Origin of the sequence: Pseudomonas sp. ERMR1:02, assembly GCF_002277815.1 — a bacterium.
GTDB lineage: Bacteria > Pseudomonadota > Gammaproteobacteria > Pseudomonadales > Pseudomonadaceae > Aquipseudomonas.
The window spans coordinates 62,078-82,496 of record NZ_NKJI01000002.1 but is presented as its reverse complement, the minus strand read 5'-3'; the positions used below and the strand labels follow the sequence as shown (position 1 = coordinate 82,496).

Genomic DNA, 20,419 nt, shown 5'->3' with positions numbered 1-20,419 from the left:
AGGAGGATGCTTCTAGCTTTTTTTCACACGCTCGATGTATTTGTTCACCGCCGGTGACTTCTCAAACCGCCGATGAACCAGCGCCAACCACGAAGACACATTGCAATCCTTGACCTGCCGATACACCACATTCGGCAAACTCACATGCCCCACCACCGACTCCGGCACCACCGCCACCCCTGCCCGAGCGATACCAGGGCAATCACCGCCACCAAACCGCCCGGCTGAGCCCCCAGCTTCGGTACGAAATCACCCTGACTGGCGACTTGCAAAGTGCCGACCACCTGTTCGGGAAGAATGAAGTTTTCGTTGTGCAGATGCACCGAGGTGATCACTGGCAAACGGTTCAGCCATGAATCCACCTGCAGCGCCAGGACAAAGCCTTCATCGATCAGACGCACAGCCTCGATGCCTTCGGGCAAGGCCAGGGGGCAGCGGATATAACCCAGATCGAAGCGCCCCTCGAGGATCATGCTCGGCAGGCTGGCCATTGGGCTTTCCCGCACGTTGAGGCTGATATCCGGGTATTCGCCGGCAAACCCCTGCACCTGTTTTTGCAGCAGCCCGGAATAAACGGCCGAGGCAACGTAACCCAGTTCGATGTGGCCGATATCGCCGCGACCGGCGCGTTGCGCATTGCGCTGGGCCGATTCGAACTGGCGCACCGTGGCGTCGGCCTCGATCACCAGCGCCGCCCCGGCTTCCGTCAGGCTCACGTCCCGCGCCTGGCGCAGAAACAGGCGCGCGCCCAGTTCCGCTTCCATGTCCTGGATTTGCCGGGTCAATGTCGGTGGCGCAATACCCAATTGCTCGGCGGCACGGGTGAAATTGCGATGCCGGGCGACAGCAAGAAAATAGCGGAAGTGGCGAATGTCCATCGGGGCGTTAGCTCAAAGGTAATAAAGTGATGGTGCGCGCCTAACAACGGGACCGTCAGCCAGCGATAAGCTGCACGCAACCTCACAGTAGAGAACGCCTGTCATGCCCGTCAAACCCAAGGTGAGTCCACGCCAGACCCTGCTCACTGCCTCTGCGGTATGTTCGCTGATCGTGCTCGATACCAACATCGTCGCCGTTACCTTGCCCAGCATCGCCCGCGATCTTGGGGCCAACTTCGCCGACATCGAATGGGTAGTCAGTGCCTATATGCTGGCCTTCGCTGCGTTGCTGCTGCCTGCCGGAAGCCTGGCCGACCGCTTTGGCCGGCAGAAAATCCTGATGTGGGGGCTGGGTATTTTCATCCTGGCCTCGCTGGGTTGCGGCGCTGCGCCGAACGCACTGTTTCTCGATATCGCTCGGGCGATCAAGGGCGTTGGTGCCGCGCTGCTGTTGACCTCCGCACTGGCCTCCATCGGCCACACCTTTCACGATGAAGTAGAACGCGCCAAGGCCTGGGCGTTCTGGGGTGGTTGCATGGGCGTGGCCATGACGGCGGCGCCAACCCTGGGCGGGCTGATCACCGAATTTGTAGGTTGGCGCTGGATTTTCTACCTCAACCTGCCGGTCGGTCTGTTCCTGATGTTCATGGTCTGGCGTGCAGTGCCGGAATCGCGCGACGCCCAGGCTGCGCGCCTTGATCCCTGGGGCAGCCTCGCTTTCAGCGCCAGCCTGTTGTGCCTGATCTGGGGCTTGATCGAAGCCAACCGGATCGGCTGGAACAATCCCGTTACCTACGCGCGCCTGCTGGGCGGTGCACTGTTGCTGGGGCTGTTCGTGGTGATCGAGCGCCTGCAACAGCGGCCGATGATCGACCTGCAACTGTTCCGTCACCCACGCTTCATCGGCGCCCTGCTCGGCATGTTCTCCTACGCAGCGTGCGCCCAGGTGATGATGACAATGCTGCCGTTTTACTTGCAGAACGGCCTGGGCTTTACCGCGATTTCTGCCGGGTTGGGCATGCTGCCGTTTGCCGTGACCATGTTGATCTTCCCGCGCATCGGCGCACGGCTGACGGGACGCGTGACCCCGGCGAACATGATGGCGATCGGACTGACACTGGTGGGCAGCGGAAACCTGCTAAGTGCCTGGGCGGTCAACAGTGGCGGTTATCTGCCCTTCGCCCTGGCGATTGCAGTGACCGGTGCCGGCGCCGGATTGCTCAATGGCGACACGCAGAAAAACATCATGGCTTGCGTGCCCAGGGAGCGTACCGGTATGGCTTCGGGCATGAGCACTACCATGCGTTTCAGCGCGGTGATGCTGGCCATCGGTGTGTACGGCGCCTTGCTCGCCGGCCACACCGAACAGCAGCTGCACACTGACCTGTCGACCCACGGCGCCGCATGGCTCGATCAGACTCAGGGCATCACTTCGCGGGTCGTGGCTGGGGACATGAGTGCGGCGATGGGGCTGCTGCCTGAGTCGGCACGGGCGATTGTCGAACCACTGGCCCGGCAGTCCTTTGTCGCAGGTTTCAGTCTGTTGCTGTGGGTCGCGGGACTGGCAGGCTTGCTGGCTGCGCTGGTGGTGGGCACGCTGATGCGCAATCCGCTTCCTGTCCCTTGCGCGAACAGGCCTGCAACAACCGTCACCAGCCCTAGTGCTTGAATGACATCATCACCCATGGGTAAGTAACTCAAAATTGTTGGTAGCTGTTAGTTCGCTTTCGCGGGCAAGCCCGTTCCCACAGGGATGTAGGGTGTACTCAATATCGTGGTCTACACATGACACTGTGGGAGCGGGCTTGCCCGCGAAGGCGCCAGCAAGGGCAACGGAAAATTTAACCGGGAAACAGCTCATCGATATGCCGATACTCAGTCTGCAACTGCGCAGCCAAAACTTTGCTGCGCCCAAGACGAATCGGGCCGCGCTCAATGTCTACAACCAACCCCGGACATTCGAGTACGGGCAACGCTGACCACTCCCTCAACCGGCCATCGGTCACCACCAGCAACCGTTGCTGCTCCGCAGGAAAGCGCTTTCGACGTGCAGTCAGCCACTGCCCCGCCTCACCCAGCGCCGCCAGCAACGGCGTGCCGCCGCCCGCGCCGAGCCCATCGAGCCAGTTGCGTAACCCGCTCGACGCTTTCAATCCTTGCACCTGCCACTTCGGCACGGCACCGCTGGCGGTCAACAGGGCCAGGCGTGCACGTTGACGGTAAGCATCGTCGAACAGTTGCGCGAGCAAACCCTTGGCATCACTCAAGGCTTGATGGCGACGGGTCGACGCCGAGGCATCGACAATTACCAGCCACAGCTCACGGGGCGAACGGGTGCCCAAGTGGAACAACAGTTCTTCGCGTCGACGCGGCCGGCCGTTAAGCAACGTGCCAGGCCAATTGATCGATCCGTTGCGGACCGCGTGACGTTTGCCCTGCTTGCCGTTGTCCAGCCGTCCGGCGCGAGGTCTGGCATTCGCCCCCGCGTCAGATCGAGGGCGAATGCCTAGGGCTTTTTTGGCCAGCTCGGCACTTCACGTCGGGTGCCGGTCGGTAGCGCTTGGGCGGGCAATTCACCCCACTGGCCCTGACCTTCGCTCGGATTGGAATGCTGAACCGAGGGCGCCTGGCCTTGTTGTGGCGCCAGTGGCGGCTGCTCGCGACGACGATGTCGCAAGGCAAACTCTGCGACCACGTCGATATCTTCCTCGGCAATGGCATCCGCGCCTCGCCAGGCGGCATGGGCGCGAGCCGCGCGCAACCAGACCAGATCCGCGCGCAAGCCATCGACGCCGGCGGCAAAGCAGCGCTCGGTGATCTGCGCCAGTGCTTCATCATCCAGAGGAATGTTCGTCAGTGCGCTGCGTGCCTTTTGGCAACGCGCGCGCAATGCTTGCTGCTGACTCTCCCACTCGGTGCAAAAGCCGTGTGGATCACTGTCGAAATCCAGGCGGCGACGGATAATCTGCCCGCGCTCGGCGGGTGCGGTATGACCGCTGAGCGCGACGTTCAAACCAAAGCGGTCAAGCAGTTGCGGACGCAACTCGCCCTCTTCCGGGTTCATGGTTCCGATCAGCACGAACTTCGCCGAATGCCGATGGGAAATGCCATCGCGCTCGACCAGATTGGTACCGCTGGCGGCGACGTCCAGCAGCAGATCGACCAGGTGATCGGGCAGCAGATTGACTTCATCGACGTAGAGCACACCGCCGTCAGCCTTGGCCAGCACGCCGGGGGAAAATTGGGCGCGACCTTCGCTCAGGGCGGCGTCCAGGTCGAGGGTGCCGACCAGTCGTTCTTCGGTAGCCCCCAAAGGCAACGTGACGAACTGACCGCTGGCGAGCAGGTCTGCCAGGCCTCGGGCCAGGGTCGACTTAGCCATGCCGCGCGGTCCTTCGATCAGCACGCCGCCGATTTTGGGGTCAATGGCGGTCAAGTACAGCGCGAGTTTCAAATCGTCGGCGCCGACCACGGCGGAGAGGGGGAAATGGGGAGTGTCGGTCATCTTCATTACTCAGTCATGGTCGGTGGTGTCTGTGATTGATCGTTCCACGCTCTGCGTGGGAATGCAGCCCGGGACGCTCTGCGTCCCTTCGATATCAGCCGCTACCTTGGCGGTGTGGCCGGAACGCGGAGCGTCCCTTGAGGCATTCCCACGCAGAGCATGGGAACGAGCCAGCCTACGTATCTTCTTCTATATCCAGCAACAGGTTTTCCAGCGCCTCGCGATACTCGCCAGGCTCCTTCCACATCCCCCGCTGCTGCGCTTCGAGCATGCGCTCGGTCATGTCGCGTAACGCATGGGGGTTGTGCTCGCGCACGAAGTCCCGGGTGCCTGGGTCGAGCAGATAGGCATCGGCCAGCAACGCGTACTGGTGATCGTCGATCAACTGCGTGGTGGCGTCGAAGGCGAACAGGTTGTCGACCGTCGCCGCCATTTCGAACGCACCTTTATAGCCGTGACGTTTGACGCCTTCGAGCCACTTCGGATTGGCCGCCCGGGAGCGGATCACCCGATTCAGTTCTTCCTTCAGCGTGCGGATTTTCGGTAGGTCCGGCTGACTGTGATCGCCGTGATAACTGGCTGCCACTTCGCCACTGAGGCTTTCGACGGCGGCCAGCATACCGCCCTGGAACTGGTAATAGTCATTGGAATCGAGCAGGTCGTGCTCACGGTTGTCCTGGTTTTGCAGCACGGCTTGAACCTGGCTCAGACGCTGGGCGAACTGATCACGGGCGACGGTGCCTTCGTCGGAACCGCCATAGGCGTAACCGCCCCAGTTCAGATAAACCTCGGCCAGATCTTCGCGGCTCTGCCACAGGTGACCGTCGATGGCGCCCTGCACACCCGCACCATAGGCGCCGGGTTTGGCGCCGAAAATGCGCCAACCGGCCTGACGCCGCGCGGCGTCTTCATCGAGCCCCGATCGCAGCAACGCTTCACGTTCGGCGCGCACCTTGGCCGCCAGCGGGTTGAGATCGTCCGGCTCATCCAGCGCAGCGACTGCCTGTACAGCGGCGTCGAACAGGCGGATCAGATTGGCGAAGGCATCGCGGAAGAAGCCTGACACCCGTAACGTGACGTCCACCCGCGGACGGTCCAGCAGGCTCAGCGGCAGAATTTCAAAGTCATCGACCCGTTGACTGCCCGTGGCCCACACGGGGCGCACGCCCATCAACGCCATGGCCTGGGCGATGTCATCCCCGCCGGTGCGCATGGTCGCCGTGCCCCACACCGACAGCCCGAGCTGACGCAAATGGTCGCCGTGGTCTTGCAGGTGGCGCTCAAGAATAAGGTTGGCCGACTGGAAACCGATGCGCCATGCCGTGGTGGTTGGCAGGTTGCGCACGTCCACCGAATAGAAATTGCGCCCGGTCGGCAGCACGTCCAGGCGTCCGCGACTTGGGGCGCCGCTGGGGCCGGCCGGGACAAAACGACCGCCGAGGGCATCGAGCAGACCGCGCATTTCTGCCGGGCCGCAGGCGTCGAGCCTTGGCGCGATTACTTCGCGCAGGTTGTCGATGATGGCCTGCACCTCAGACCAACCGCTCCCCTGTAGGAGCCGGCTTGCTGGCGATGGAGTGTCAGTCGACAGCAATGCAACTGACACACCATCGCCAGCAAGCCGGCTCCTACAGGATCAGGTTTGGTTTGGGATGGGTCAATCAATGCCTGCGAGATCAGTTGTGTGGCGAACAGCTCGAGACGTTCGCGGGTATCGCCTGTGGTGCGCCAGAGTTCATCGCTGATCGCTTGCAATGCGTCCGGCCGAGGTCCGGTCCAGGGCTCGGCCAATGCACAGTCCAGTGGATCAAATCCCAGTTCGAACGCCCTGGCCAACGCCCGCAACAGACTCGACTGCGCCCCACGCCCGTCACCACGAGGAATGCGCAACAGCGCGAGCAAGGTATCGATGCGCAAGCGCCCGACCGGTGACTCGCCGAACACATGCAGGCCGTCGCGGATTTGCGACTCTTTCAAGTCACACAGATACGTGTCCAGACGTGGCAGCCAGATCGCCGCATCGGCGTCGCTGTCGAGTTTTTCGTCCAGTTGCAGTTCGCGGTCGATGTGCGTGTCACGCACCAATTGCAGGATGTCGCGCTGCAATTCCCGGGCGCGACGCGGATCGAGCAGTTGCGCTTCGTAGTACTCGTCGGCCAACAGTTCGAGGTTGCGCAGAGGACCGTAGGTTTCGGCACGGGTCAGCGGCGGCATCAAGTGGTCGATGATCACCGCCTGAGTACGGCGTTTGGCCTGGGCGCCCTCGCCCGGATCGTTGACGATGAACGGGTAGATGTTCGGCAACGGCCCGAGCAGTGCGTCCGGCCAGCAATTCTCCGACAAGCCGACGCCTTTGCCCGGCAGCCACTCGAGGTTGCCGTGCTTGCCGACGTGGATCACGCCGTGGGCACCGTAGGTGTTGCGCAACCAGAAGTAAAACGCGAGATAGGCGTGGGGCGGCACCAGGTCCGGGTCGTGATAGACCGCGCTCGGATCGACCTGATAGCCCCGCGCCGGTTGAATGCCGACGAAGGTCAGGCCGAAACGCAAACCGGCGATCATCATCCGCCCGCCTCGGCACATCGGGTCGCTGTCAGGCGTGCCCCAACGTTCCAGTACAGCCGTGCGGTTGGCTTCGGGCAGTGCGTTGAACATCGTCAGGTAATCGTTCATTGCCAGGCTTTGCTGGCATGGACGTTGGTCGAGGGTGTCAAGATCGTTGCTGACGCCGCCGAGCAACTGCTGGATCAGTGCAGTGCCGGTATCTGGTAACTCAGCCGGCAGCGGATAACCTTCTTGATGAAGCGCACGCAGGATGTTCAACGCAGCCGCCGGGGTGTCGAGGCCCACGCCGTTGCCGATGCGACCATCACGGGTCGGGTAGTTGGCGAGAATCAAGGCAACGCGTTTTTCAGCGTTGGGCAGGCGCGCCAGATCGATCCAGCGCCGCGCCAGTTCGGCGACAAAATCCATGCGCTCGGGTTGTGGTCGGTAGCAGACCACATCGGACTGACTGCGCTCGCTACGCCAGGCCAGATCCTTGAAGCTGATCGGCCGGCTGATGATCCGCCCGTCCAGTTCCGGCAGTGCGATGTGCATCGCCAGGTCACGGGCCCGAGGCCCTGCTCGCTGGCGCGCCAACCCGGTTCGTTGTCTTGGGCGCAAATCGCCTGAATCACCGGGATATTGCGGCGAAACGGCCGCAAATGCGGCGCTTCGGGACTGGATTGCGCGAACCCAGTGGTATTGAGAATCACCGAAGCTTCGACTTCATCCAGCCAGTCCTCGACCACCGAGAGGCAGCCGGGCTCTTTCAAACTGGCCAGCGCAATCGGCAACGGGTTCAACCCCGCTGCCTGCAAACGCTGGCAGAAAACATCAATGAAACCAGTGTTCGCCGCCTGCAAATGCGAGCGGTAAAACAGCACCGCCGCTACCGGTTGATCGGGCTGCCATTCGGCTTGCCAGTCATTCAGTGTCGCGGGGCTATTTTTCGGGTGATAGATCGCCGTGCGCGGCAGCGTTTGTGGCTCAGCCCAACTGTAGTCGCGACCCAGCCAGCGATTGGCCAGACAGCGAAACAGGTCCAGCGCATTGGCCATGCCACCCTGACGTAGAAAGTGCCAGAGCCGGTCGCGGTCTTCCGGGGGACGGTGCTCAGGTCGCTGAGTTCCGGGTCCGGACGGTCGTCCCCGGCACCAGGATCAGTTGCACCCCGCGCTGCGACAGCTCGACCAGGCGCTCGACGCCGTAGCGCCAATAGGCGATGCCACCGTGCAGCGAAATCAGAATGACCTTGGCGTGGCGTAGCACTTCGTCGACGTACAGGTCGACCGAAGCGTGATTCTGCACCTGCATCGGATTGGCCAGGCGCACGCTCGGGTAGTCGTCAGGCAGCTGCTGAGCCGCTTCAGCGAGCAGCGCCAGGCTGGAGTCGCCGCTGCACAGGATCACCAGCTCGGCGGGGGTTTGGCCAAGGTCGGCAATGTTGTCATCCGACACGAAACCGCCGGGCTGGGTCCTGAGCAGGTGCATGGCTTACACGCTGAGCGCGGCGCGCAATTGCGCTTCGAGGGCAGTGGCGTCCAGCTCCTGGCCGATCAACACCAGACGCGTGGTGCGCGCTTCATCGGCGCCCCACTGGCGGTCGAAGTGCTTGTCGAAACGCGTGCCCACGCCCTGGATCAGCAGGCGCATCGGCTTGTTCGGGATCGCGGCGAAGCCTTTTACGCGCAGGATGCCGTGCTTGACCACCAGTTGGGTCAGCGCGTCCAGCAGCAGGCTTTCGTCAGCTTGCGGCAGCTCGATGGAAATGGAATCGAAGGCGTCGTGGTCATGGTCATCATGATCGTCACCTTCGTGGTGGTGATCGTGATGGCTGTGACGACCATCGATGTGTTCTTCGGAACCGGCACCCAGGCCGATCAGCACGTCCAACGGTACACGACCGTTGCTGGCTTCGATGACTTTGACTGCGGGCGGCAATTCTTCGGCGACTTCCAGGCGCACACGGGCCAGGTCTTCAGGGTTGATCAGGTCGGCCTTGTTGAGGATCACCAGGTCGGCGCTCGCCAGTTGGTCGGCGAACAATTCGTGCAGCGGCGATTCGTGGTCCAGGTTCGGGTCGAGTTTGCGCATGGCGTCGACCTTGTCCGGGAACGCGGCGAAAGTGCCGGCGGCGACGGCCGGGCTATCGACCACGGTGATGACCGCATCAACGGTGCAGGCACTACGAATTTCCGGCCACTGGAAGGCTTGCACCAACGGCTTGGGCAGGGCCAGGCCCGAAGTTTCGATGAGGATGTGGTCAAGATCGCCGCGACGGGCGACCAGTTCGCGCATCACCGGGAAGAACTCTTCCTGAACGGTGCAGCACAGGCAACCATTGGCCAGTTCATAGACGCGACCGTTGGCTTCTTCTTCGGTGCATCCGATGGAACATTGTTTGAGGATTTCACCGTCGATGCCCAGCTCGCCGAACTCGTTGACGATCACCGCGATGCGGCGGCCCTGGGCGTTGTCGAGCATGTGCCGCAGCAAGGTGGTTTTGCCCGAGCCGAGGAAGCCGGTAACGATGGTGACGGGGAGTTTGGCCAGTGTTTTCATCGGATGCCCTTTGGCAAGGTGGCGGGCATACGGGACGAGAACCGGCAACGCGCATACGCGCCGGAAGCGTTCGCCACCGGATCACCCCGCCCGGTTGTAGTGAGAATCTGTATCGAGGCAGGTCTCCTGGCTGACGGTGTGCCAATCACTTGACTGGCGTTTGCTGCGCCTTCCCGCGGGCTCAGGACATGAGCGTGCAGTGGCGTGGCAGCGAACATCACCGTTCACAGTTGCGGGGGCAGCCGCGGCATCGACCGCGTTCCCTTCTTAGCTTCGACAAACGCCGAAGAACCTCGAAAGCGCAAGGCTACGCATCGTATTGGGGCGGGTCAATGTCTTGTGGCCGCCGACAGGACGCCTTCGCTGTAGGAGCGAGGCTTGCCCGCGAAGAAATCACCTCGGTCTGGAGTTGAGAACCCCTGCCAATTGACGCCCAACCCCCACCCATGCTCTCCTACGCATCTTGTTACGGGTGCCCTTCACAGGGTGAAACGGGAAACCGGTGAATCATGTGCTTTACTCTAAAGCCATGTCAGTCCGGTGCTGCCCCCGCAACGGTAAGCGAGCGAAGTGTCAAATCCACTGTGCCATACGGCATGGGAAGGTGATGCTTGCTGGCGCAGGCGAAAGCCAGCGCCCCTCGTGAGCCCGGAGACCGGCCCGCAACACCAAGTGAGCAAAACATCACTCAATGACAAACCCGCGGTGGGCGGGCGCTGTTCGAATCTTTGCGTGCCCGGTCGTGCGCAGGATCTTGCATGCGCTTTTGATTCCCCCGCTGACAGAACAGAGGGAAACGCCATGTCGATCATCAGCAGCACCAGCCATACAGCCTCCAGCACGACTTCCACCCTTGCCCAACGCATCACCGCCGCCGTTTGCGCGTCGATCCTCGGCGCCAGCCTTGTGTACTTCGCCGGTTTCTCGCATATCGAAGCGGTGCACAACGCCGCTCACGACACCCGTCACAGCTCCGCGTTCCCGTGCCATTGAGACCTGTCGACATGATCAAGCGTATTGCGCAAACCGCAGGTTTCACCGGGTTGCTGGCCGCCCTGCTGTTGACTCTCTTGCAAGCTTCTGGGTCGCCCCACTGATTTTGCAAGCCGAGACCTACGAAAAAGCCGAACCTGCGGCCGTTGAAGTTCATGAGCATGCCGCTGGCGTCGCCGCTCACACCCACGATGCGCAAGCCTGGGAGCCGGAAGACGGCTGGCAGCGCGTGCTGTCGACCACTGGCGGCAATCTGGTGGTGGCCGTGGGCTTCGCCCTGATGCTCGCCGGTCTCTACACCCTGCGCGCGCCGACCAAGACTTCCCAGGGCCTGCTCTGGGGTCTGGCCGGTTACGCGACCTTCGTACTGGCACCGACCCTCGGTCTGCCGCCCGAGTTGCCGGGCACCGCTGCTGCCGATCTGGCGCAACGGCAGCTCTGGTGGATCGGCACCGCAGCCTCTACTGCTGTCGGTATCGCGCTGATTGTGTTCAGTCGCCACTGGCTGATGAAGGTTCTTGGCGTGGCGATCCTTGCCGTGCCTCATGTGATTGGCGCACCGCAACCGGAAGTGCATTCGATGCTCGCTCCCGAGGCATTGGAAGCTCAGTTCAAAATCGCTTCGCAGCTGACCAACGTCGCGTTCTGGCTGGCCCTGGGCCTGATCAGCGCCTGGCTGTTCCGCCGCAAAAGCGATGGCCAATACCACGCATGACTGATGCCAGCACAGCGCCGACCCTGGTGGTCGGCCTGGGCTGCCAGCGCGGCTGCCCGTCAGCACGTTGCGAGCCCTGCTCGACCAAGCGTTACAGGCTCATCAGATCGAACTTCATCAGATCAAGGCCCTGGCCAGCATCGATTTGAAGCGCGACGAACCTGCCCTGATCGAATTGGCCGAGCAGCTTGGTCTAAAGATGATGTATTACAGCAGCCAGCAGCTGGCTACTTATCAAGCGCAGCTCAGCCACCATTCGCAGATCGCGTTCGAACGCACCGGCTGCTACGGCGTGGCAGAAAGTGCCGCCCTGGCCTTGGCCGAAGAATTGGCCAAGGCACCGGCGAAACTGCTGATTCGGCGACAAAAATATGCCCAAGCGACTTTGGCGTTGGCCAGCGCTGCTTGAAATCCCCGATAATCCCCGCATTCGATCATGAGCAGCCTTCATCTGAAGCCTTGCCTGACTCCTTTTCCCCATAGGAACCGACGATGACCGTCTACTTCATTGGTGCCGGTCCCGGCGATCCCGAATTGATCACCGTCAAGGGCCAGCGACTGATTCGTAGCTGTCCTGTAATCATTTATGCCGGTTCGCTGGTGCCCGCCGCGATACTGGAAGGCCACAGCGCCGAACAGGTGGTCAACAGCGCCGAACTGCACCTGGAACAGATTATCGCGCTGATCAAGACCGCCCATGCCAATGGTCAGGACGTGGCTCGCGTGCACTCCGGCGATCCGAGCCTGTATGGCGCCATCGGCGAACAGATACGCCACCTGCGTGAACTCGACATTGCGTTTGAAATCATCCCCGGCGTGACCGCCACCGCCGCCTGCGCTGCACTTCTGGGCGCGGAACTGACGTTGCCGGACGTTTCACAAAGCGTGATCCTGACCCGCTATGCCGATAAAACCGCCATGCCGGCCGGGGAAGAACTGGGCAGCCTGGCGCAGCACGGGGCGACCATGGCGATCCATTTGGGGGTCAGCCACTTGGAGAAAATCCTTGCCGAACTGCTGCCGCATTACGGCGCGGATTGCCCGATTGCGGTGATTCATCGTGCGACATGGCCGGATCAGGATTGGGTTGTGGGAACGCTTGAGGATATTGCCGGGAAGGTTGCGGCCAAAGGGTTTCGGCGTACGGCGCTGATACTGGTGGGGCGTGTGTTGGGGAGTGATCATTTCAGCGAGTCGTCGCTGTATCGCGCAGGGCATGCGCATTTGTATCGCCCATAGGCCCTCTTCGCGAGCAAGCCCGCTCCCACATTCGACCGCATTCAACATGAGAACGCGTTCAAATGTGGGAGCGGGCTTGCTCGCGAAGGGGCCAGTGAATTTCATGCATAAAAAAACGGCGCTCACGGGGCGCCGTTTTTTATGTTCGCAGCGAACGCCTTAGTAATAGGCGTTTTCTTTCTGCGTGTGGTCAGTGACGTCACGGACACCCTTGAGCTCGGGGATGCGCTCGAGCAAGGTGCGCTCGATGCCTTCCTTCAAGGTGACGTCTGCCTGGCCGCAGCCCTGGCAACCGCCGCCGAACTGCAGAACAGCAATGCCGTCCTCGACCACATCGATCAGGCTGACCTGACCGCCGTGGCTGGCCAGCCCCGGGTTGATCTCGGTTTGCAGGTAGTAGTTGATGCGCTCGTTGACCGGACTGTCGGCGTTGACCATCGGTACTTTGGCGTTTGGCGCCTTGATGGTCAGCTGGCCGCCCATGCGGTCGGTGGCGTAGTCGACGACCGCATCATCCAGGAAGGCTTCGCTGAAATGATCGATATAAGCGGTGAAGCTTTTGAGCCCCAGCGCAGTGTCTTCGGGTTTTTCTTCGCCCGGTTTGCAGTATGCAATACAGGTTTCGGCGTACTGGGTGCCGGGCTGGGTAATAAAGACGCGGATGCCAATGCCCGGGTGTTCTGCTTGGAGAGCAGATCAGCCAGATAATCGTGGGCGGCGTCGGTGATGGTAATAGCGGTCATGGAAACTCCTCGCAGGCTTGGGCGCAGTTTACGCCAATCATCGCGCCGGACAAAGTCCTAGTATTTTTGTCGGGAAAAGATTCGACAATCGCCCCTCTGTAGGAGCGATGCTTGCTCGCGAAGGTGTGTCAGCTACATTCACGTCGCCTGACACACCTTCGCGAGCAAGCTTCGCTCCTACATGAGGTAGCCTGACTGCACTGGGCGTCGAGTACCAAATAGAAGCCCTTTTGCTGCCAGGCACGTTTGCCGTGGCGTCATAAAACAACCGGGTTGGTACAGCGGCCTGGCTAAGATCACCGTCGTAGACCGAGGTCTTGCTCGCGCCGCGTGCCGCGCCTTCGCCACTGCCCAGGTTGAGCTGACAGGCGGAGTCGTAGCAGGCCCCTGGTCAGGCGGCTACACCAACATGAGCGATATTCATGCAAAACCCGGACATGCTCCAAAAGCGCACAGGTTTGCTATTATCTCGGCCCTTCGTCATGGCCTTACCGAGTAGTCCAAATGTCCGATCGCAGCGTACGCCTTCAAGCTCTCAAGCACGCCCTCAAGGAGCGCATTCTGATTCTCGATGGCGGCATGGGCACGATGATCCAGAGCTATAAGCTTGAGGAACAGGATTACCGCGGCAAACGCTTCGCCGACTGGCCGAGCGATGTAAAAGGCAACAACGACCTGTTGGTGTTGACGCGCCCGGACGTGATCGGTGGCATCGAGAAAGCCTACCTGGATGCTGGCGCCGACATTCTGGAAACCAACACCTTCAACGCCACCCGGATCTCCATGGCCGATTACGGCATGGAAGAACTGGCCTACGAACTGAACGTAGAGGGCGCTCGCCTGGCGCGCAAAGTTGCCGATGCGAAAACCCTCGAGAACCCGGGCAAGCCGCGTTTCGTCGCCGGCGTGCTTGGCCCTACCAGCCGTACCTGCTCGCTGTCGCCGGACGTGAACAACCCCGGCTACCGCAACGTGACCTTCGATGAACTGGTGGAAAACTACACCGAAGCCACCAAAGGCCTGATCGAAGGCGGCGCCGACCTGATCCTGATCGAAACCATTTTCGACACTCTGAACGCCAAAGCCGCGATCTTCGCCGTGCAAGGGGTGTTCGAAGAATTGGGCATCGAACTGCCGATCATGATTTCCGGCACCATCACCGACGCCTCGGGTCGTACCCTTTCCGGCCAGACCACCGAAGCGTTCTGGAATTCCGTGGCCCACGCCAAGCCGATCTCGGTCGGCCTGAACTGCGCCCTCGGCGCCAGTGAATTGCGCCCGTACCTGGAAGAACTGTCGAACAAGGCCAGTACCCACGTTTCGGCGCACCCGAACGCCGGTCTGCCGAACGAATTCGGCGAGTACGACGAACTGCCATCGGAAACCGCCAAGGTCATCGAAGAATTCGCTCAAAGCGGCTTCCTCAATATCGTCGGCGGCTGCTGCGGCACCACTCCGGGCCACATTGAAGCCATCGCCAAAGCCGTGGCCGGTTATGCGCCACGGGAAATTCCGGAAATCCCCAAGGCCTGCCGTCTCTCGGGCCTGGAGCCGTTCACCATTGATCGCAACTCGCTGTTCGTCAACGTCGGCGAGCGCACCAACATCACCGGTTCAGCCAAATTCGCCCGCCTGATCCGTGAAGACAACTACACCGAAGCCCTGGAAGTCGCCCTGCAGCAGGTCGAGGCCGGCGCCCAAGTGATCGACATCAACATGGACGAAGGGATGCTCGATTCGAAGAAGGCCATGGTGACCTTTCTCAATCTGATTGCCGGCGAACCGGATATCTCTCGCGTGCCGATCATGATCGACTCCTCGAAATGGGAAGTGATCGAAGCCGGCCTCAAGTGCATTCAGGGCAAGGGCATCGTCAACTCGATCAGCATGAAAGAAGGCGTCGAGCAGTTCATTCATCACGCCAAACTGTGCAAGCGCTATGGCGCCGCAGTGGTGGTGATGGCCTTCGACGAATCCGGCCAGGCCGACACCGAAGCGCGCAAGAAAGAAATCTGCAAACGCTCCTACGACATTCTGGTCAACGAAGTCGGCTTCCCGCCGGAAGACATCATCTTCGACCCGAACATCTTTGCTGTGGCCACCGGCATTGAAGAACACAACAACTACGCTGTGGACTTCATCAATGCCTGCGCCTACATCCGCGATGAACTGCCCTATGCTCTGACGTCGGGTGGCGTGTCCAACGTGTCGTTCTCGTTCCGTGGCAACAACCCGGTGCGCGAGGCGATTCACTCGGTGTTCCTGCTGTATGCAATCCGCAACGGCCTGAGCATGGGCATCGTCAACGCCGGTCAGCTGGAAATCTACGACCAAATTCCGCAAGAGCTGCGCGACGCTGTTGAAGACGTGATCCTCAACCGTACCCCGGAAGGCACCGACGCCCTCCTTGCCATCGCCGACAAGTACAAGGGCGACGGCAGCGTCAAGGAAGCCGAGACCGAAGAATGGCGCAACTGGGATGTCAACAAGCGTCTGGAGCACGCGCTGGTCAAGGGATCACCACACACATCGTCGAAGACACCGAAGAGTCCCGTCAGTCCTTCGCCCGTCCGATCGAAGTGATCGAAGGGCCATTGATGTCCGGCATGAACATCGTCGGCGACCTGTTCGGTGCCGGCAAAATGTTCCTGCCGCAAGTGGTGAAGTCCGCTCGCGTGATGAAACAGGCCGTAGCCCACCTGATTCCTTTCATCGAGCTGGAAAAAGGCGACAAGCCGCAGGCCAAGGGCAAGATCCTGATGGCCACGGTAAAAGGCGACGTGCACGACATTGGCAAGAACATCGTCGGCGTGGTACTGGGCTGTAACGGTTATGACATCGTCGACCTCGGCGTAATGGTGCCGGCGGAGAAAATCCTCCAGGTTGCCAAGGAACAGAAGTGCGACATCATTGGCCTGTCCGGCCTGATCACCCCGTCGCTGGATGAAATGGTCCACGTGGCTCGCGAGATGCAGCGCCAGGATTTCCATCTGCCGCTGATGATCGGTGGCGCTACCACCTCCAAGGCGCACACGGCGGTGAAGATCGAACCCAAGTACAGCAACGATGCCGTGGTTTACGTCACCGACGCCTCCCGCGCGGTTGGCGTAGCTACGCAGTTGCTGTCCAAGGAACTTAAGGCAGGTTTCGTCGAGAAAACCCGCGAGGAATACGTCGACGTCCGCGAGCGCACCGCCAACCGCAGTGCCCGTACCGAACGCCTGAGCTACGCCGCGTCGATTGCGAAAAAGCCGCAGTTCGACTGGAGCACCTACACGCCGGTCAAGCCGACGTTCACCGGCTCCAGAGTGCTGGATAATATCGACCTGAAGGTGTTGGCCGAGTACATCGACTGGACGCCGTTCTTCATCTCCTGGGACCTGGCCGGCAAGTTCCCGCGCATCCTCCAGGACGAAGTGGTCGGTGAAGCCGCCACCGCGTTGTACGCCGATGCCCAGGAAATGCTCGCCAAGTTGATCGACGAGAAGCTGATCAGCGCCCGCGCGGTGTTCGGTTTCTGGCCGGCCAATCAGGTGCGCGACGATGACATCGAACTCTACGGCGATGACGGCAAGCCATTGGCCAAGTTGCATCACCTGCGTCAGCAGATCATCAAGACCGACGGCAAGCCGAACTTCTCCCTGGCCGACTTCGTTGCACCGAAGGACAGCGAACTCACCGACTACGTAGGCGGCTTCATCACCACCGCCGGCATCGGCGCCGAAGAAGTCGCCAAGGCCTATCAGGACGCTGGCGACGACTACAACTCGATCATGGTCAAGGCCCTGGCCGACCGTTTGGCCGAGGCGTGCGCCGAGTGGCTGCACCAGCAGGTGCGTAAAGAGCACTGGGGCTACGCCAAGGATGAAACGCTCGACAACGAGGCACTGATAAAGGAGCAGTACAGCGGCATCCGCCCTGCCCCCGGTTACCCGGCGTGCCCGGATCACACCGAGAAGGCCGCGCTGTTTGCCCTGCTCGACCCCGAGGCCGCCGAAATGCGTGCCGGCCGCAGCGGCGTGTTCCTCACCGAGCACTACGCAATGTTCCCGGCAGCGGCGGTCAGTGGCTGGTACTTCGCTCACCCGCAGGCGCAATACTTCGCCGTGGGCAAGATCGACAAGGACCAGGTGCAGAGCTACACGTCACGCAAAGGCCAGGAGTTGAGTGTGACCGAGCGTTGGCTGGCGCCGAATCTGGGTTATGACAACTAAGCCTGGCGATCAGCAATAACGCGCCCCTGTAGGAGCGAGGCTGTAGCGGTCCAGTTTTTTTGGACCATTCTGTAGGAGTTTTTAGGCCGCCTGCTGCTCAAACAAAGCAGGCGGCAGATTATTCGAAGCGGTGTGACAACGGCGATGGTTGTAATGGGATATAAAATCCATCACGTCCTTCTCCGCCTCGAAATGGTTTTGATACCCGTTTTCGGGCATCCAGTCATGCTTCAACGTTCTGAAATAACGCTCAACTACAGCATTGTCCCAGCAATTACCCCGCCGACTCACACTATGGACGATCCGTTTTTCCTCCAGGCATGTCGTAAATCGATTAGAGGTGTATTGGCACCCTTGATCTGAGTGGAATAACAGCTGGGGCATTGGGCGACGCAGCGCAACTGCCAGCTCCAGTGCTTTAATAGACAGATCCGTGTCGGCCGTTCGTGAGCAAGCCCATCCCACGATTCTGCGTGAAAAAAGATCCATCACTACTGCCAGATACAGCCAACTTTCTTTCACCTTGATGTAGGTGATGTCGCCTGCCCAGAGTGTGTTCGGCTGAATCGGGTTGAACCGACGATCAAGTATGTTCGGTGCCGTCACTTCAGGTTTAGTGGAGCGCCGATAGTGGACATAACGGGGCCGGCGCCTGGTAAGCCCAAGGGCGCTTATCAAGGAGCGCATTCGATAACGCCCGATAGAAACACCATCTTTTCTCAGCTCCTTGGATAAGCCGCGAGCACCCAGCGCTGCACGATGTTCCTTATGCAGCTCCCGAATTTTCAGCTCAAGATTCTTGTCGATAACACGAGGCGGCGTAGGCTTACGTTTCGCGTAAAAGCTACTGCGAGGTAAGCCCAAGACCGAGCACATACGTCGAATCGACATTGCCCCTCTAACGCCATCAATCACTTGGTTCGACTGAACAGAACCTTCAGATGAGAGGGCAATTGCTTTTTTAACACTTGGTTCTCGGCCTCGAGCAGCGCCAACTTTGCCTGCAATGACTCGATCAGATCCTGATCCTGGGGCCGGGGGAGCTGCATGAGCCCCGCATGTTCCCGGCGCCAGTGCAGAACCCACCGGCGTAAAGCTGTGGGGCCCACTCCCGTAAGCTCACAGGCTTGAGGTATGGAGCATTTCATCTCGACAACCAAGCGAATGGCTTCTGCTTTTTCCTCGGCGTTAACAACCCGATATCCCATGATGCTTCCTTAGGTCGATACTCCTACATCATGGTCCAAAATCATTGAGCCACAACAGGCTTGCCCGCGAAGAACGATGACACGGTCTCCCTGTGAGACCGTGGTGCCTTCTTCGCGGGCAAGCCTCGCTCCTACAGTTTTTTCCTCCCCCCAGAGAGGCACGCCGTGGATTGTCTATGCTTACCTCTCACACATTCGTGACGAGGGATTTATGGACGATCCAGTCGACAACAAACCGCCAACCTTCTGGCAGATGCTGCACAGCGTCTTGGCTGCGGCGTTCGGGGTGCAGAGCGGGAAGAACCGTGCGCGGGACTTCACCCATGGCAAGCCGAGTCATTTCGTGATGCTGGGAATTCTGTTCACGGTGGTGTTCGCCTTGACGCTCTACGGCATCGTGCAGCTGGTGGTGCATCTGGCAAAGGTTTAGTGCATCAGGGTTTGCAGGCTGAACGGGTAACGATACGAAGTCGGTCGTCCCTTGGCCGAGAGCTTGTGAAAATCCACACCGAAATCCTGTGCGGCGCCCATCGCCAGCAGTCGCCTGGCTTGTGCCCGGTCAATCAGCTGCAATAGCGCAATCTGTCGGTCGCGACCGCCGTACTGGCTGATGTCGACGCCGTCGTCGTAGTCATGCAACTGCACCAGCGCCCAGCCACCCAGGCTGAAGTGCCCACCCAACAACACGCTCAAACGGTCGTCCAGCAACGCGTTCAACGCTGCCGGCGAGCTGTTGATGGTACCGAACAACGCATCCTTGCCCGGTTTGCCCCCCGACTCTTCAAAGGCCCGCATCACACCGAAGGCCATTTCGTCATTGGCTGACCAGATCAGTGACGCCTGCGGATAGCGTTTGAACAACACCTTGGCCTGTTCATACGCCCGTTCCCGGGTCCAGCCGCCGTATACCAACTGGCGCAGGCGCACTTCAGGGTGCTCGGCCAATGCCCGGCGCATACCCTTTTCACGCAACTGCGCAGAAGGCGTGATTTTCAGCCCGGAAAACGCCAGCAGGTCAATGTACTGACCAGGCGCAACGGGAGGGTGCAAGCGGATCAGTTCCTTGAGCATCAGGTAGCCGCCCTCCTCGTCGTTGGGCACAAGGCTACCCACCCAATCGGGGTATTTGTCGGGCCGGGCGCCAAGTAGTCGCATCTGATCCGGGGTCAGGGCGTTGTTGACGATAAACAGCTTCACTCCGCTGCCCTGGGCCAGGCGCAGGATCTCGGGAGCGATGTACTGCTCGTTGACGAACACCAGATAGTCAGGCCGTTTTGGCCCCTTCAGGGCTTCGCGCGCCTGCTTGATGGCGATCTCGGAGTCGCGGTCGGAATACTCGATGCGCAAATCCATGCCGAGGTCCTTGGCCGCCGCCTGCATGAATTGCGAGTAACTGACCCAGAAAGCTTCTTTGGTGTTTCCCGGGTTGAGGAACAGCACCGACGCCGCCTGAGCGCAAGGTCCCACGACCATACCCAGCGCCAGCAATACGCCACACAGAAACTTCAACATTAGTCGTCCGAGCCCCCGGAAATTCGCCGCGCATTATAGCCAGCGAACGCCCGAAAAACGGCGTTTATTACGGTTTTTGTCCGACCATCGTCGGAACGAGACCCGGACATGTCGGTTATTGATGACTGACCCAAAATATTGCCGTGCTGACGACCAGAATGATCAGGAACAGAATCGCCCAAGCATCGACCGTACTATCGCTTTTCCTTGCTTTGGTTGGGTTGCTCATTGCATCGCCTCTTGTCGGTTTTATCGGTGATTGCATAAAGACTCGACCAGAGTTAAGACGATGATTGCCCGCACGAC

11 protein-coding genes, 8 pseudogenes and 2 riboswitches are annotated in these 20,419 nt (G+C 60.5%); of the genes and pseudogenes, 7 read left to right on the top strand and 12 right to left on the bottom strand.

All coding sequences use genetic code 11. From position 1 onward, the window contains the following. Positions 1–12: 12 nt before the first annotated feature. Positions 13–878 (bottom strand): annotated as a pseudogene (locus CES87_RS03955) (LysR family transcriptional regulator). A gap of 103 nt (positions 879–981) precedes the next feature. On the opposite strand from CES87_RS03955, the gene CES87_RS03950 reads away from it, so the two are divergent. Then, the gene (locus CES87_RS03950; protein ID WP_128605051.1) at positions 982–2,547 is read left to right on the top strand and encodes an MFS transporter; all 1,566 of its coding nucleotides are present in this window, start codon (positions 982–984) and stop codon (positions 2,545–2,547) included. A gap of 172 nt (positions 2,548–2,719) precedes the next feature. On the opposite strand, the gene CES87_RS03945 is transcribed toward CES87_RS03950, so the two are convergent. The 6 genes and pseudogenes from CES87_RS03945 to cobW all read right to left on the bottom strand — a co-directional run bounded on the left by CES87_RS03945 (position 2,720) and on the right by cobW (position 9,489). Further along, positions 2,720–3,331 carry a VWA domain-containing protein gene (locus CES87_RS03945; RefSeq protein ID WP_371858177.1) on the bottom strand — a complete coding sequence of 204 codons (612 nt, stop codon included), beginning with the start codon at positions 3,329–3,331 and terminating at the stop codon, positions 2,720–2,722. A gap of 53 nt (positions 3,332–3,384) precedes the next feature. Next, complete coding sequence (locus CES87_RS03940; protein WP_128605049.1) at positions 3,385–4,383, bottom strand: ATP-binding protein; 999 nt, start codon at positions 4,381–4,383, stop codon at positions 3,385–3,387. A gap of 175 nt (positions 4,384–4,558) precedes the next feature. Further along, positions 4,559–5,887: pseudogene (locus tag CES87_RS32845) on the bottom strand (cobaltochelatase subunit CobN); the annotation flags it as partial. Next, positions 5,881–7,985, bottom strand: a pseudogene (locus tag CES87_RS32840) (cobaltochelatase subunit CobN). The pseudogenes CES87_RS32840 and CES87_RS32845, both read right to left, overlap by 7 nt. 55 nt (positions 7,986–8,040) lie before the next feature. Then, positions 8,041–8,418 (bottom strand): hypothetical protein, encoded by a 378-nt coding sequence (locus CES87_RS32835; protein ID WP_371858173.1) that lies wholly within the window; start codon positions 8,416–8,418, stop codon positions 8,041–8,043. A 3-nt stretch (positions 8,419–8,421) separates the two neighbouring features. Then, the gene (cobW, locus tag CES87_RS03930) at positions 8,422–9,489 is read right to left on the bottom strand and encodes a cobalamin biosynthesis protein CobW (protein ID WP_128605048.1); all 1,068 of its coding nucleotides are present in this window, start codon (positions 9,487–9,489) and stop codon (positions 8,422–8,424) included. A 98-nt stretch (positions 9,490–9,587) separates the two neighbouring features. After that, positions 9,588–9,800: riboswitch (cobalamin riboswitch) on the bottom strand. A 142-nt stretch (positions 9,801–9,942) separates the two neighbouring features. After that, a riboswitch (cobalamin riboswitch) is annotated at positions 9,943–10,168 on the top strand. Positions 10,169–10,290: 122 nt separating this feature from the next. Here cobW and CES87_RS03925 point away from each other — a divergent pair. From CES87_RS03925 to cobM, 4 genes and pseudogenes are all read left to right on the top strand, one after another. Next, the gene (locus CES87_RS03925; RefSeq protein ID WP_128605047.1) at positions 10,291–10,482 is read left to right on the top strand and encodes a CbtB-domain containing protein; all 192 of its coding nucleotides are present in this window, start codon (positions 10,291–10,293) and stop codon (positions 10,480–10,482) included. Between the two features lie 11 nt (positions 10,483–10,493). Further along, positions 10,494–11,197 (top strand): annotated as a pseudogene (locus CES87_RS03920) (CbtA family protein). Further along, positions 11,194–11,606: pseudogene (locus tag CES87_RS03915) on the top strand (cobalamin biosynthesis protein). The pseudogenes CES87_RS03920 and CES87_RS03915 overlap by 4 nt, the downstream one beginning before the upstream one ends. 83 nt (positions 11,607–11,689) lie before the next feature. Beyond that, entirely contained in the window at positions 11,690–12,436 is a 747-nt protein-coding gene (gene cobM, locus CES87_RS03910; protein ID WP_128605046.1) for a precorrin-4 C(11)-methyltransferase, read from the top strand. Between the two features lie 159 nt (positions 12,437–12,595). On the opposite strand, the pseudogene nfuA reads toward cobM, so the two are convergent. Both nfuA and CES87_RS03900 read right to left on the bottom strand, forming a co-directional pair. Then, a pseudogene (nfuA, locus tag CES87_RS03905) lies at positions 12,596–13,179 on the bottom strand (Fe-S biogenesis protein NfuA). Between the two features lie 188 nt (positions 13,180–13,367). Continuing rightward, a pseudogene (locus CES87_RS03900) lies at positions 13,368–13,564 on the bottom strand (hypothetical protein); the annotation flags it as partial. A gap of 119 nt (positions 13,565–13,683) precedes the next feature. Here CES87_RS03900 and metH point away from each other — a divergent pair. Further along, positions 13,684–17,393 (top strand): annotated as a pseudogene (gene metH, locus CES87_RS03895) (methionine synthase). An 81-nt stretch (positions 17,394–17,474) separates the two neighbouring features. On the opposite strand, the gene CES87_RS03890 reads toward metH, so the two are convergent. Together CES87_RS03890 and CES87_RS03885 are read right to left on the bottom strand one after the other, a co-directional pair. After that, a complete protein-coding gene (locus CES87_RS03890; protein ID WP_128605045.1) occupies positions 17,475–18,284 on the bottom strand; it encodes an IS3 family transposase in 810 nt (269 codons plus the stop codon). 20 nt (positions 18,285–18,304) lie between these two features. Further along, entirely contained in the window at positions 18,305–18,601 is a 297-nt protein-coding gene (locus CES87_RS03885; protein WP_128605044.1) for a transposase, read from the bottom strand. A gap of 211 nt (positions 18,602–18,812) precedes the next feature. On the opposite strand from CES87_RS03885, the gene CES87_RS03875 reads away from it, so the two are divergent. Further along, the gene (locus CES87_RS03875) at positions 18,813–19,031 is read left to right on the top strand and encodes a DUF2970 domain-containing protein (RefSeq protein WP_128605043.1); all 219 of its coding nucleotides are present in this window, start codon (positions 18,813–18,815) and stop codon (positions 19,029–19,031) included. Here CES87_RS03875 and CES87_RS03870 read toward each other — a convergent pair. Further along, on the bottom strand, positions 19,028–20,113 hold the full coding sequence (locus CES87_RS03870; RefSeq protein ID WP_128605042.1) for an ABC transporter substrate-binding protein: 1,086 nt from the start codon (positions 20,111–20,113) through the stop codon (positions 19,028–19,030). The genes CES87_RS03875 and CES87_RS03870 overlap by 4 nt on opposite strands. Between the last annotated feature and the right edge of the window lie 306 nt (positions 20,114–20,419).